Origin of the sequence: Clostridium rhizosphaerae (genome assembly GCF_016765585.1) — a bacterium.
Classification (GTDB): domain Bacteria; phylum Bacillota; class Clostridia; order Clostridiales; family Clostridiaceae; genus Clostridium_AT; species Clostridium_AT rhizosphaerae.
This window is the reverse complement of sequence record NZ_JAESWC010000002.1, coordinates 659,530-674,331: the sequence shown is the minus strand read 5'-3', so window position 1 is coordinate 674,331 and position 14,802 is coordinate 659,530. Positions and strand designations below refer to the sequence as shown.

At 30.4% G+C, this 14,802-nt stretch carries 14 protein-coding genes and 1 other annotated feature; of the genes, 11 read left to right on the top strand and 3 right to left on the bottom strand.

Annotation, left to right across the window (positions count from 1 at the left end; translation table 11 throughout):
- Positions 1-126: 126 nt before the first annotated feature.
- From JK636_RS06445 to JK636_RS06405, 9 genes are all read left to right on the top strand, one after another.
- Positions 127-351: a hypothetical protein gene (locus tag JK636_RS06445; protein WP_202748004.1), complete on the top strand. Its 225-nt coding sequence runs from the start codon at positions 127-129 to the stop codon at positions 349-351.
- Positions 352-496: 145 nt separating this feature from the next.
- Positions 497-2,299, top strand: a complete 1,803-nt coding sequence (locus JK636_RS06440) for a MutS family DNA mismatch repair protein (protein WP_243428129.1) — start codon at positions 497-499, stop codon at positions 2,297-2,299.
- Between the two features lie 196 nt (positions 2,300-2,495).
- Positions 2,496-4,343 (top strand): molecular chaperone HtpG, encoded by a 1,848-nt coding sequence (gene htpG / locus JK636_RS06435; RefSeq protein WP_202748000.1) that lies wholly within the window; start codon positions 2,496-2,498, stop codon positions 4,341-4,343.
- Positions 4,344-4,401: 58 nt separating this feature from the next.
- Positions 4,402-4,640, top strand: a binding site (T-box leader).
- 229 nt (positions 4,641-4,869) lie between these two features.
- On the top strand, positions 4,870-6,261 hold the full coding sequence (asnS, locus tag JK636_RS06430) for an asparagine--tRNA ligase (protein ID WP_202747997.1): 1,392 nt from the start codon (positions 4,870-4,872) through the stop codon (positions 6,259-6,261).
- 168 nt (positions 6,262-6,429) lie between these two features.
- Positions 6,430-7,461 carry a tRNA 2-selenouridine(34) synthase MnmH gene (gene mnmH, locus JK636_RS06425; RefSeq protein WP_202747996.1) on the top strand — a complete coding sequence of 344 codons (1,032 nt, stop codon included), beginning with the start codon at positions 6,430-6,432 and terminating at the stop codon, positions 7,459-7,461.
- Positions 7,462-7,482: 21 nt separating this feature from the next.
- Entirely contained in the window at positions 7,483-8,910 is a 1,428-nt protein-coding gene (locus JK636_RS06420) for an MFS transporter (protein WP_202747994.1), read from the top strand.
- A 33-nt stretch (positions 8,911-8,943) separates the two neighbouring features.
- Positions 8,944-9,810, top strand: a complete 867-nt coding sequence (locus JK636_RS06415) for a DMT family transporter (RefSeq protein WP_338025755.1) — start codon at positions 8,944-8,946, stop codon at positions 9,808-9,810.
- 63 nt (positions 9,811-9,873) lie between these two features.
- Positions 9,874-10,143: a DUF1294 domain-containing protein gene (locus tag JK636_RS06410; RefSeq protein ID WP_338025732.1), complete on the top strand. Its 270-nt coding sequence runs from the start codon at positions 9,874-9,876 to the stop codon at positions 10,141-10,143.
- Positions 10,144-10,220: 77 nt separating this feature from the next.
- A complete protein-coding gene (locus JK636_RS06405; RefSeq protein ID WP_202747991.1) occupies positions 10,221-10,394 on the top strand; it encodes a hypothetical protein in 174 nt (57 codons plus the stop codon).
- A 50-nt stretch (positions 10,395-10,444) separates the two neighbouring features.
- Here JK636_RS06405 and JK636_RS06400 read toward each other — a convergent pair whose 3' ends face one another.
- Positions 10,445-11,302, bottom strand: coding sequence for a YihY/virulence factor BrkB family protein (locus tag JK636_RS06400; protein ID WP_202748770.1), 858 nt, complete (start codon positions 11,300-11,302; stop codon positions 10,445-10,447).
- Positions 11,303-11,844: 542 nt separating this feature from the next.
- Here JK636_RS06400 and JK636_RS06395 point away from each other — a divergent pair.
- Positions 11,845-12,720, top strand: coding sequence for an alpha/beta fold hydrolase (locus JK636_RS06395; protein ID WP_202747989.1), 876 nt, complete (start codon positions 11,845-11,847; stop codon positions 12,718-12,720).
- 189 nt (positions 12,721-12,909) lie between these two features.
- Complete coding sequence (locus tag JK636_RS06390; protein WP_202747988.1) at positions 12,910-13,308, top strand: HNH endonuclease signature motif containing protein; 399 nt, start codon at positions 12,910-12,912, stop codon at positions 13,306-13,308.
- Positions 13,309-13,383: 75 nt separating this feature from the next.
- Here JK636_RS06390 and rpsD read toward each other — a convergent pair whose 3' ends face one another.
- Positions 13,384-13,965: a 30S ribosomal protein S4 gene (rpsD, locus tag JK636_RS06385; RefSeq protein ID WP_202747986.1), complete on the bottom strand. Its 582-nt coding sequence runs from the start codon at positions 13,963-13,965 to the stop codon at positions 13,384-13,386.
- Positions 13,966-14,071: 106 nt separating this feature from the next.
- Positions 14,072-14,797: a DUF6062 family protein gene (locus tag JK636_RS06380; RefSeq protein WP_202747984.1), complete on the bottom strand. Its 726-nt coding sequence runs from the start codon at positions 14,795-14,797 to the stop codon at positions 14,072-14,074.
- Positions 14,798-14,802: the final 5 nt, after the last annotated feature.

Below are 14,802 nucleotides of genomic sequence, written 5' to 3'. Positions count from 1 at the left end.
TCCTCCATAATATAAAATTTAACACAACTTATTTTGCCACTAATTAATTTTTTTATGATTATATATGCATAAATTTTAGAAATAATATGTAATATATATAAGAAAATGAAGAAAGAGGGGATACACATGGATGAGGAACAATTTATTCAAGAGATGACGGAGGCTCTTGAGAATAATGGAGAAATAACTATTACAGGAGAAGACCTGGAAATTTTTATTCAAACAGTTGATGATAAAGAAGGCTATTCTTATGTAAGCAATACTAATAAGGAATTTGAAGATGCAGAGGAAGCTATAGAATGGGCTGTGCTTCAATTTGACGGTATTGAAAATGTTGAGGAATGGGAATAGTATAATAATTTAATAATTAACCTATATCTTCTAAACGCAAGATATGGGTTTTTATTTTTAGTAAAGTTAGATATAATATGTATAAGAATTGGTAATATTAGACCGATATAACATGAAGCCAAAGAAATTAAAGGAGGATGAGGTTTTGCAGAAAGCAGAAAATACATATGAAAATAGAAAAAAACATTATGATATATTTTTAAAAAAGCAACAAAGTACTATTAATTTTATTAGTACACTAAGACTTATTATATTTTTGGCTGGTTTAGGATTTTCAATATATTTTATTTTTCATAAGCAGTATTACCTTTCAAGCGTAATATTCCTTGCGTCTGTTATTATTTTTATAATACTTGTACTTAAACATGGAAAGATTATATTAAATAAGAACTTAACTGCTGCACTTTATGATGTCAATAAGACATCAATCAAGCGAATAAAAGGTCAGTGGAAGGAATTTTTAGATAATGGAGAAGACTTTAAGAATCCAGAGCACAGTTATTCGGAGGATTTGGACATTTTTGGTAACAATTCGTTGTTTCAGTGGTTAAATACAGCTTCAACTGCTATGGGTAGAGAGAAGCTTAAAGAGTTACTTATTAACCCTGATTTGAATTCGGATAATACAATAGAAAGGCAGCAGGCTGTAAAAGAATTAGTTAGCAAAATAAGCTTTAGACAAAGACTTAATGGAGAGGGAAATTTAATACCTAAGAATAAACAAAATGTACAAGAACTACTTTCCTGGTCTGCTCAAAAAAACGATCTTGTAGACAAAATTTATTTTAAGCTGGCACTTATAATCATGCCTATACTAACTTGCAGCTCTATTATTTATTATTTGATTAAGCCAAGCATAGGATATGCTTTACCTTTGCTTTTTATAGCTTTTAATATAATTATTCTTAAACTTGGAGAAAAGATAAGAAACGATGTGTTAGAAACTGCTTTTTATTATAAAAACAGCATAAAATCCTATGAAAGAATGATTAGACTAATTGAAAAACATAAATACAAAGCACAATTGCTCAAAAATTTACATAAAAAATTGGTTTGCAGTGAAGGGGTAAAGGCATCAGAGGCTATAAGTAAGCTAGTTAACATTAATAATAAAATTTCTGACAGAAAAAATCTTTTCAGCATTATATTAAATGTTTTATTTTTATGGGATTATAATTTAATTGTAGGTTTAGAAAAGTGGAAGAGAAAGTATGGGGGAGATTTGGTAAATTGGCTTGAGGTTGTAGGCGAATTTGAGACTTTGGTAAGCCTCTCAGGAATTTACTATGATAATCCAGACTGGTGTATGCCAACATTTAGTAAAGCCATGGAAATTAAGGCAAAGTCACTAGCGCACCCGCTTTTGCCTGATAGTAGGGTAAGCAATAATGTAGTTATAGGTAGTAGAGCAAATATTCTTTTAATAACAGGTTCAAATATGTCGGGGAAAAGTACCTTTTTAAGAACCATTGGTGTTAATTTAATACTAGCTTATGCAGGAGCACCGGTTTGTGCTGGAGAATTCAGTTGCTCGTTAATGAATATATATACTTGTATGAGAATAGGAGATAATCTTGAGAAGAGTATATCTTCCTTTTATGCAGAAATACTCCGTATAAAAATGATTGTATCTGCAGTGAAAGAAGGAAAACCTATATTTTTCCTGTTAGACGAAATATTTAAAGGAACTAATTCTGTAGATAGACACTTAGGAGCAGAAACGTTAATTAATAGATTAAGCGAAGAAAATTCACTAGGTTTAGTATCCACTCATGACTTAGAACTTGGAAGTCTTGAGAAGAAAAATGAAAAGGTTAAGAACTATCATTTTTTGGAGCATTATAAAGATAATGAAATATTCTTTGATTATAAATTAAGGGAAGGAATTTCTACAACAAGAAATGCAATATATCTTATGAAAATGGCTGGAATCCAATTTGATGAATAGAATGCTGACCATATATTGACAATATTTAATTAGAGTAATAAAATATTGCATGGAATACAAAAGAGTATATAGAAAGTAATAATCTAATTACACTGAGCTGTCCAATAAGTCTTTGAAGATTAGACATTTTGGGACAGCTCAGTGAAAAGATTATTATTACTTTCTATATAGGAATACAGCAAAAGGAGGGGTTTTAATGAATAAGGAAAATGGAAATATATCCATTCATACGGAAAATATTTTTCCAATTATTAAAAAGTGGTTGTATTCTGATAAAGACATATTTATTAGAGAGCTTATAAGTAACAGCTGCGATGCTATAAGCAAGCTTAAAAGGCTGGCTTCAATTGGAGAGGCAAAGGTTGACGAGGATACAAAGTTTGAAGTAAAGGTAGTCTTTAATAAGGATACAAAAACAATTAAGTTTATAGATAACGGTATAGGAATGACTGCAGAAGAAGTTAAAAAATATATAAACCAAGTAGCTTTTTCTGGAGCAGAGGATTTTATTGCAAAGTATAAAGATAAAATGGATGAAGCTAATCAAATAATAGGACATTTTGGACTTGGTTTCTATTCTGCTTTTATGGTAGCAGAAAAGGTTGTTATAGATACTTTATCTTATCAGGAAGGTGCAGAAGCTGTTAAATGGATATGTTCCGGTGGTACAGAATATGATATGGAATCTTCTGATAAAAAAGAGAGAGGAACATCCATAACGCTGTATGTTGATGAAGAAGGAAAAGAGTTTTTAGAAGAGTCAAAGTTAAGAGAAATAATTACAAAACACTGCTCATTCCTGCCAATTGAAATTTACCTAGAAGATGAAAAAGCAGATAAGAAGGAAGAGGCTGCACCGCTGAATGATACACATCCTCTTTGGATGAAAAATCCAAAGGACTGCACAGATGAAGAATACAAGGAATTTTATAGAAAAGTATTCATGGATTTTAATGAACCATTATTTTGGATACATTTAAATGTTGATTACCCGTTTAATCTTAAAGGAATATTATACTTTCCTAAATTAAAACATGAACTGGATGCAAGCGAAGGACAAATAAAGCTCTACAACAATCAAGTTTATGTTGCAGACAATATAAGGGAAATAATTCCTGAGTTCCTTCTTCTCTTAAAGGGAGTAATTGATTGTGCTGATTTGCCTCTTAACGTATCAAGAAGCTTTCTTCAAAAGGATGCAAATGTTATTAAGATTTCAAAACATATAACCAAGAAAGTTGCAGATAAGCTTACAGAACTGTTTAAAAAGGAAAGGGAAAAATTCAACAGCTTCTGGGAGGATATCAATGTATTCATAAAATATGGCTGCATGAGAGATGAAAGCTTTTATGACAAGGTAAAAGACATTATCATATTTAAGACAACAAGTGGAGAATACTTAACACTTTCTCAGTATCTTGATGCTAACAAGGATAAACACGAAAAGAAAGTATTTTATGTAAATGATGAAAATCAACAGGCTCAATATATTAAACTGTTTAAGGAAAATGGTCTTGAAGCTATAATCTTAAATTCTGCAATTGACAATCACTTTATTAATTTCCTCGAAATGAAGGAAAGCGGAGTTCAATTTAATAGAATCGACTCTGACCTTACAGATGTCCTTAAGAACAAAGATGAAGTAATCGATGAAAACACAACAAAGGAACTTGAAGGACTTTTTAAGGAAAATATAAAAAATGATAAGCTTACTATTAAGGTAGAGAGTTTAAAGGCTTCAAGAATACCTGCAATGATGCTTTTATCCGAGCAGTCAAGAAGAATGCAGGAGATGAGTGCCATGTTTGGAGGCATGGATGTTAAGAGCATGTTCCCAAATGAAGAAACTCTAATAATAAATAAGAATAGTGCTCTGATTAGTTCACTTCTTTCTTTAAGCAAAAAAGAGGAAAAGAAAGAAGATGTATCGATGATATGCCAGCATATATATGATTTAGCTTTGATAGGAAATAAACAGCTGGATGCAGAGTCAATGTCCGATTTTATTGAAAGAAGCAATAAAATTTTAGAAAAGCTAGTTTAATTTTTTATTATTGACATATACTACAATAAAAAGTATAATATATAATAATTTAATAAGGATATAAACATTGATGAGAAGAGTAGCTATAGGATAGATTTAAAGAGAGCCAGCGCTGGTGGGAGTCTGGTATGAAGCTTATAGTGAAGAACATCTCTGAGTTTCTAACCGAAATTGTTTAAAGTAGGCTTAGACGAGGCCAACACGTTACTAGTTGGGAAGTATTATATGTACTTATTAAGCCGGCTTTTTATTAAGCAATTTGGGTGGCACCGCGCAAGTTAACCTTTCGTCCCATTATTTTATGGAACGAAAGGTTTTTTTATATTTCAAAATAAAAATATATGATGTAAAAGTCCTAAATGGACTTTTGCGAGTAATTTTTGAGCGGAAGCGAGTAATCTTTAATTGCTCAGTGCTTCCGACTAAAAGGAGGTAAAAGGTCTAAATGACCTTTTACGAGTAATTAGCGAGCGGAAGCGAGTAATCTTTAATTGCTCAGTGCTTCCGACTAAAAGGAGGAATAAAAATGGAAACAGTTGTAATCAAACAGTTGTACAGAGAAACAGAAAAATATGCTGGACAAATTGTAAGCATATCTGGATGGATAAGGACGGTTAGAGCTTCTAATGCCTTTGGATTTATAGAGCTAAATGATGGAAGTTTCTTTAAAAACGTTCAAATAGTTTTTGAGAGCGAACTAGATAATTATAAGGATGTATCTAAGCTTCCAATAAGCTCTTCAATTACAATAGAAGGTATTGTAGAATTAACACCAGAATCAAAACAGCCTTTTGAAATTAAAGCTAAGAAAATAATAATTGAAGGACTTTCTCATTCAGATTTTCCGCTCCAAAAGAAGAGACACTCTTATGAATATTTAAGAACAATAGCTCACTTAAGACCAAGAAGCAACACTTTTGCGGCGGTATTTAGAGTACGATCAATAGCTGCCTTTGCTATTCATAAGTTTTTCCAGGAAAGAGGTTTTGTGTATGTTCATACTCCAATAATTACTGGAAGTGACTGTGAAGGTGCTGGAGAAATGTTCAGATTAACTACATTAGATTTAAACAATGTCCCTAAAACTGAGGATGGAAAAATAGATACTTCAAAAGACTTCTTTGGAAAAGAAACAAATCTTACTGTAAGCGGACAGCTGAATGTTGAAACTTTTGCTTTGGCATTTAGAAATGTTTATACCTTTGGACCAACCTTTAGGGCTGAAAACTCAAATACTACAAAACATGCTGCTGAGTTCTGGATGATTGAGCCAGAAATGGCTTTTGCAGATCTTCAGGATGATATGGAAGTTGCTGAAGAAATGGTTAAGTATATAATAAACTATGTTATGGAAAATGCTCCAGAAGAAATGGAGTTCTTCAATAAGTTTATCGACAACACTTTATTTGACAGATTAAATAATGTAATAAGCTCAGACTTTGGAAGAGTTACGTATACTGAAGCCGTAGAAATCTTAGAAAAATGCGGTGAAAAGTTTGACTATCCTGTTAGCTGGGGAGTTGACCTTCAAACAGAACATGAAAGATACTTGACTGAAAAACACTTTAAAAAACCCGTATTTGTAACAAATTATCCAAAGGACATTAAAGCTTTTTACATGAAATTAAATGATGATGGAAAAACTGTTGCAGCAACAGATCTTTTAGTACCTGGTGTAGGTGAAATAATTGGTGGAAGCCAAAGAGAAGAAAGACTAAGCGTTCTTGAAGCAAGAATGGAAGAGCTGGGGCTTAACAAGGAAGATTACTGGTGGTATTTAGAACTGAGAAAATATGGAGAAACAGTACATTCAGGCTTTGGACTTGGATTTGAGAGAATACTAATGTATTTAACAGGAATGGCGAATATAAGAGATGTTATTCCTTTCCCAAGAACTCCTGGTACAGCAGAGTTTTAATAATTAGATATATGAAAAGCAGCAATTATGTTCATTATAATTGCTGCTTTTTAACATTGGTCTATTTGAATTCATTCTTATGGACTGACTAAATTCTTCTCTTTTTGACATAATTAATATTTAGTAATATACTATTATGATGAAAAAATACAGAAAGACGGAGATAAAATGTTTAAGACAGTTGATTATAGTGAATTAAAGGGAAATTATCTTATTATAGATGTAAGAAGTCCTCAGGAACATAAGGAAGCAAGTATACCAGGAGCTATAAACATTCCTATATTTGATGATGAAGAAAGAAAAGAAATAGGCTTTTTATATGTTAATGAAAGTGTTGAAAAAGCTAAAAAGACAGGAATAGAGGCAGTATCAAAAAAGCTTCCTCTTATATATGAGCAGATTTCTGAGCTTGATAAGAAATATGATAAACTTATTCTTTTTTGTGCAAGAGGAGGAATGAGAAGTTCTAGTTTATGTTCTTTGTTTAGTACTTTAGGCATGGATACATATAAGCTTAGCGGAGGTTATAAGGGATATAGAAAATTTATTAATGAACAATTAATTAAAGTTAATGAAAATATAAAATATATAGTTATTCACGGAAAAACTGGCGTTGGCAAAACGGAATTACTAAAGTACTTAAAGGGAAAAGATATGGATGTACTTGACTTGGAAGAAGCAGCAAACCATAGAGGCTCTCTTCTAGGAAATGTAGGACTTGGCCAAGGAAGAAGCCAAAAGCAGTTTGAAGCCTTAGTTTATGAATCAATAAAAAACAGAAAAACAAATTATGTTTTTGTAGAAGGGGAAAGCAAAAGAATAGGAAACATTATAATTCCTGATTATATATACAGCAGTATGGAAAAAGGAGTTCATATTTTAGCTGACGCAGATTTAGATTTTAGAGCTGGATTAATTATAAAGGAATACACAAATTCAGAAAATGCAGTAGAAGAAATACTTTCATCGTTAGATAGTTTAGAAAGATATATTAGCAGTAAAAATATTGAAAGGTATAAAGATTTAGTGCAGAAGGGTGATTTTGAAGAGGTTGCCAAAGAACTTATGGTTAAATATTATGATCCAATGTACTTAAATGGGATCAATAAATATAAGTATGACTTAAATATTAATATACAAGATATAAAAAAAGCTGGTGAATTTTTAATTGAGTGGGTGGAAGAATATATTCATAATTAAAATAACAACAGGGAGAAAATTATGATATATGCTAAAGAACAACAGGCTCAAAATAGATGGCTTATTCTAGCTGTAGTTTTAATAGGACCTTTTATGTCTACATTAGACAGCAGTATTGTTAATGTAGCTCTTCCTACAATAGCAAAACAGCTTGACGTAGGAATGTCTGCGATACAATGGGTTGTTACAAGTTATTTAATAGTGATTTCCTCAATGATTTTAACATTTGGAAGAATTGCCGATTTAAAAGGTAAAAAACTTGTTTATCAATATGGTTTTTTAATATTCTCCATAGGTTCATTGTTTTGCGGTATTTCAAAAAGTGTAAGCACTCTTATTATTTCAAGAATAATACAGGCTGTTGGAGCTTCTATGACTATGTCCTGCAGTCAAGCTATAATAACAAGCGTATTTCCAGAAAACGAGAGAGGCAGGGCACTTGGACTCTCTGGTACTACCGTAGCTTTAGGGACAATGATAGGACCTCCACTAGGTGGAATAATGGTTGGACTATTTAACTGGGAATCAATTTTTTTGATAAATGTTCCAATAGGAATTGGTGCGTTTTTACTTGGAGTTAAACTTCTGCCTAAGGACACTAAAACGATAAATGAAAGCTTTGATTTTTTAGGCGCAGTATTTTTTTCGATTGCTGTTGTATCTTTATTTTGGTCAATGCTGAGTGCAGAAGAATTTGGATGGAGTAATATCTATATTTTGTCAGGTTTTATTGTTGCCGCAGTTTGCTTAATAGTTTTTTATTTTTGGGAAAAAAGAGCTAAGTATCCTATGCTTGAGTTTTCATTGTTTCATAATAAGTTATTTACTATAAGTATCATCTGTGCTTTTATATCATTTTTAACTATATTTTGTACAAATATTATACATCCTTTTTATCTTCAAAATGCGATTAAGACTAATGCGCAAGTAGCAGGAATGCTTATGATGGTTTATCCTATCACAGTAGCCCTGGTGGCACCTTTAAGCGGATATCTATCTGATATAATAGGCAGTGAAATATTAACACTCTTAGGGCTTGTATTAACAGCTTTAGGATTATTGTTTCTATCATTTTTAAACTTAAATTCAAGCTTTATATCAATAATACTGAGTATGAGTGTACTAGGAATAGGAAACGGACTTTTTCAGTCTCCTAATAATTCTTTGGTAATGTCAACCGCACCAAAATATAAGCTTGGAATTGCCGCGAGTATAAATGCTCTTATAAGAAACTTGGGAATGGTTTTTGGAATAGCTTTTTCTTTAACCTTACTTTATAATAGAATGAGTGCTAAGATTGGATATACAGTTGTAAGCTTTGTAGAAGGAAGAGAGGACGTGTTTGTATACGCTATGATGTTTGTATATAGAACAGCTGCAGCAATATGCATTTTAGGGGTTTTATTAACTTTATTTAGACTAATTAATAGGAAAGAAAAAACGGCGTAATAAGTTTTAGAATTATGCTGAATTTAATATATGGTGATTATTTTGAAAAAAGGATATTTATATTCAATAATCTCTGCAATATTTTTTGGTAGTGCGGGGCTTATTGTAAAACTTGCTTTTCTAGAAGGAACTGAATCTGTAGATTTGTTAACCTTACAATACTTCATTGCGGTACCGCTCATGTTTATACTGCTGTTTGTTTTTAATAGGAGCAGAATGAGGGCCTCTAAAAAGGAGCTGTTTCATTTATTTGTCTTAGGAGTAGTTGGAAATACATTCATGACAGTATTTTATTATAAATCCTACAGTTATTTGCCAATGTCTATGGTAACTATACTACTATACACCTATCCAATAATCGTATTTTTTTATTCTGTTATATTTGGAAAAGAAAGAATAAGCATGCATAAAATACTAGCACTTATTTTAGCTTTTATAGGATGTATATTTGCTTTAGGGTTAATGAAAGGGGAAATTAAATACTCGCCTTTAGGTATACTCTTTGGTATTTTGGCAGCCGTATTTTATGCATTTATGAATATTTACTCTGAACATAGGCTTTCAAATGTAGAACCGCTTGCAATAAATGCATATTCTACGCTGTTTTCCCTATTGAGCTTAATGTTGTACAAGTTCCCTGTATTTATATTTCAGGGTAAAGTTTCTACAAATATGATTAAATATACTGTTATATTAGCTTTATTTTGCGAAATAATTCCTCTAACTCTTATGTACGCAGCAATAAAATATATAGGTTCTTTAAAAGCCTCAATTATAGGAAACATAGAGACTCCAACCGCTATGCTCCTTTCATTTTTAATTTTAAAAGAACCTGTTACTATAATACAGCTTTTAGGTGCAATTTTAATTTTTTATGCTGTTTATATTATAAGGAAATAAATAATTACTAATCTGTTATAATATAATAATTAATGAAGTATAGAATAGGATGTGGGGTACATAGTGTTTTATTTGTTTTTATATCTAGTTATTATTAATATTTTTGCTGTTTTTGTTATGTATTCTGATAAGAAGAAAGCAAAAAAAGGATATTGGAGAGTACCTGAACAGAGGCTTTTTATAATTGCAATTTTGTTTGGGAGTTTAGGAATTTTAATTGGAATGAGAATGTTTAATCATAAGACAAGACACTTTAAGTTTGTGTTTGGAATACCTGTAATTTTAATAATACAAATTTACATAATTTACAGGTTCTTTTATTATTTCTGGTAACTTCAAAGTAGTATTAAAAGTTCTTTTTTCTGGGCAACCTAGTAGTGAAAACTTTAAAATTTAAAGGAGATGATTTAATGGCTCAGAATAAAAGAAAGAATACTGTAGAAGAGGCTAAAAATCAATCTATGATGGATAAAACTTTTAATAGTCTAAATTCTGAAACAGGATATAAAGATACAGGAAATGATGCCCAGGTTCATGGAAAAGCCAGAGCAGTGAGGCAGAGTGAAAATGGATCACATATGTAGTTAAAATAAAGCAGCATTCACTATTACAGTGAGTGCTGCTTTAGTAATTCTTAATATTTATTTCCTTTATGCTTTTCTAAATCTAGTTTTCTATAAGCTAAAGTAGCATTAATTTCACCGCCAATAAGTATAATAACTGAACTTATAAAAAGCCAGGACATTAATGCTATAACTGCACCAAGACTTCCATAAATTTTTGAATAGCTGCCAAAGTTATTTACATAATAAGAAAATCCTACAGATATTAAAGTCCATCCTATAGTAGTAAAAACTGCACCAGGGAATGTTTCTCCCCAAGTAAGTCTCTTACTAGGTGTGTATCTATATACTGCATTAAATACGATTATCATTGCAGTCAATCCAATAATATATCTGGCAAAATCAATTATATATTCAACTCTAGGAGTAACATGAAATCTATTTATTAAAAATTTTACACCTACTTCTCCAAAAACTAAAAGCGCAAAGGCTGTTATTATTATAAGCACTAATCCAATTGTACATAAAATTGCAGTTAGCTGGACTTTCCAATAAGGCCTTTTTTCCCTTTCATCATAGGCTTTATTGAGCCCTCTAATTACAGCATTAAATCCGTTAGAGGCAGTCCATATAGTTGTAATCATACTTATTGATAATAGTCCACTGCGTCTTGTATCTACAACTTCAACAACAGTATTTTTTACTAATTTTAGAACATCAATAGGAAGAATGGTGCCTAAGGCTGTAAGAACATCTTCACTTTTTACAGAACTATAGCCTACTAATGTCATTAATAATATCAAGAAAGGGAAAAAAGCTAATAGCAAACTGTAAGCTAGCTGTGAAGCCATAGCAGTGATTTCATCATCTATATATCTAAAAATAATGCTTTTTAAAAAGCTTTTTGTTTTATATCTTGCCAAGATCATTCCTTCTTTCACTGGTAAACTTTCCTTTAAAGCCAATTAAGGACTTTAACCTTCTTAAATCAAATAAATTCAGATATAAATAGTATATTATTTTGTGATAAATTATATTATAAAATGCATCAGGTTTAATTTTACCATATTGAGGATAATATAAAAGATATAAATTTAAATTTAGGCTTTGTTAAAGAAACGTGTTGAAATCCTGCTTGTTATTCAAAGTCGTATTAATATCGGCACTAATGCTTTCTACAATATAAAAAACATTTTGTATCAATACTCTTCTTGAACAGGTTTTTATTAAAAGCAAGTAATGGCATTTTTATTATTTACATATTTAAATATAAACCTATAAACCTATAAACCTATAAAAATATTTAAATATTTACTGTAACCATGATGGTTTGCAGTAGATTTGCTTTCTAAAATATAAAAGAACATGCTTATATCAACACTATTATTAAACAGCACTTAAATTTAAATAAAATATAAGGCTTTAAGTTAAATTTCTTAGTAAAAATCTTATATTTAGAACAGGTGATAAAGTGAGCAGAGAAATATACTATAATGAGAAAAAACTAGCTGATGAAAGTATTTTTGGTGGCAACGGACGATTTATAAATTTAAATGGTTCAAAAACATATATTGTTGAAAAAGGAAAAGGTGAAAACATAATTTTTTTGAATGGAATAGCTGCTTCAATATTTACTTGGAGATATCTTATAGACGATCTTTCTAAAGATTTTCATGTGTTCGGTATGGATTTTACAGGTGCAGGTCTTTCAGAAAAAAAAGATTCAAAATATAGCATAGATATATTTACAGATCAGACCATAGCTCTTATGAATTATTATAATATAGATAAGACTATAATTGTTGGCAATTCTCTTGGAGGAGAAGTAGCATTAAATACTTCTTTAAAATATCCGCATAAGATTAAAGGAATGATACTTATAGACAGTGCAGGATATCAAGGAAATAAGGAAGTTACAAAATTTTTAGTAAAGTTAAGCCGTTTAAAGATTACTTTGAAGATGTTAGAGTTTTGCATGAGTAGAAAATTAGTTAAAAGAATTATTAGATGGGCTTTCTATAATGATAAAATTATAGGTGAAGATACGATAGAAGGATATTATAAACCTATGAAAACAAAAGGAAGTATAGAAGCGTTTATAGAATTAGTTAAAAATTTAAGCTTTACAGAGTTTGACTACGAAAAAGTTAAAAGCATAAAAGTACCAACTCTTATTATTTGGGGAGAAAATGATAAGTGGATTCCCCTGTCAGATGGCTATAGATTAAACAGAGATATGATAGATTCTCAGCTTATAATAATAGAGCATTGTGGGCATGGACCTCAGGAAGAAAAGCCAGAATATGTTTCGTTACTCATAAAAAATTTTATAGATAACAAACTGTAATTACAATAAATAGAAGTGATATTATTTTATTGGAATTTTATTAATAATGTCAAAGTATTAGCATAAATATGATATAATAAACTTAAAGAATTTACTGCATATAATATAATAAAGAACATATAAATTAAAAAGTACTCTTATTAATAAGAATTATAAATAGTAAAGATTAAGAGAAGGAGGAAATTCTTATTGTATAAGTGTGAGGTTTGCAGCAGACAAGCTGATATTCATCATATAGTTCATAAGAATGAAGGAGGATTGGATTTTCCTCTAAATTATAAATATTTATGCCCTGAGCATCATAGAGGTAAACAGGGTCCCCATAGAAACAGTAAAATAGATATTGAGTATAAGCTAGAAATGCAGGAAAAGCTTAGAAATATATTGAATAAGAATTTTTACACTATGGAGGAACTGATTATTATTCTTGAACTTAATAAAACTAGAGCTAAAAAGTTTTTTAAGGACTTAAAGCTATTCAAGGAAGGATATAAGAAAGAAGATATAATTTACAGGCTTATGGGAAGGAAAATATATGATGAACAGATGCTTGAAGATTATTATGAAATAATGGTTGTTTTAATATAATAAACCGGATTGTTTATATAGCTTCAATTCATAAAGTTATATAAGACAGTCCGGTTTTTGCATACAAATTAATAATTAGTTTTTAGAGTAAAACTCTAATATTTTTGAAAATTTTAAGTTTATAGGGATTTCATCCTTTATAGGAAGCTTAGTCAGCTTACCTGAAAAGTCATTTTTATCTTTTTCAAGATAACTGTACACATTTTCAGTACATATGAAATTTTCAGTAAACATTTCATTTTTCCTGGATTTTTCTCTTAACGTAAGCACCTCACCTACTTTAACTTTGTAGGAAGGTATATCTATTCTGCTTCCATTAACTAGGACATGGCCATGTACAACCATTTGTCTTGCTTGTCTTAGAGTAGAAGCAAAACCAAGTCTATATACTATATTATCCAATCTTCTTTCTAAGTTTTGTATTAAAAACTCTTCAGATTTTTGCTTAGAATTTAGTGCATCAAACACATAACGTCTAAATTGTTTTTCAAGTACACCGTAATATGCTTTGAGTTTTTGTTTTTCTAAAAGTTGCTCTCCATATTCAGAGAGATTTCTATGAGGCTTTGCACCTCTATTTAAGGCTTTTGGGTGATTAAATACATTTACGCCCAAATGTCTTGCTACTTTAAATCTAGGTCCTAAATATCTTGCCATAGTATACCTCCAATATAATGTTATTATATTGCGGTAATTTGGCGCCAACAGCCTTTATTATAATAGCATAATGAGATGAGTTTGTAAATAAGAATTGTTATCAATATTATATTTTTGTATTATAATTTCCTATAAGCTTTTGTATAGTTCTTATTAAAGCATCTTTTGAAGTATTCCATGGCTCATTAGCAAAGCGGTAGTCAAACTTTGAAATAAACCACTCCAATTCCTGCTGAAGTCTGTTTAAGTTCTCTTCTTGAATCTTTGAAGTAATCTCAATAAACTCTTCCTGTTTAAGTTGATTATTGATTATAACAGAAGAGATTTTAAGTACTTGATTGTAATGTTTTAAGCAAAATCCTCTTGAATTTTTATAGATCTCCTTAAAATTTTCTTCCTTTACCCAAAGATTAACTAAAGTTTTCATATAATTATTCATACTTTCATCTAATTTATTACATAGCAAGCATTCCTTTTTATCCTGAATCGTCTCTATATTTTTTATAAATAGTTTTTTGATTGGGTTTTTAGAGACACTTTTTCGTGGCAGCTCACTACTTTTTAAGGCTTCTTTTTTCAAGTGTAAAATTCTATTAGTGAGTACAGCTAAGCCGCATTTATCCGGATATCTATATAGCTTTTCGAAGTGTTCATGACAAAAATCATAGTTTTCAACAAGGTGAGGGTTTAAGCGGACATCCATAACCATTTCAGAAAATAAGGTTTGTATAAAATTGTCATCAGATTTTTTTTCTATACTGCAAAGAGGGCATTCACAGTTTTTTGTTTCATAAGCTTCCCAAATGGGAATTTCATATATCTTTTGCTTCATTAAAT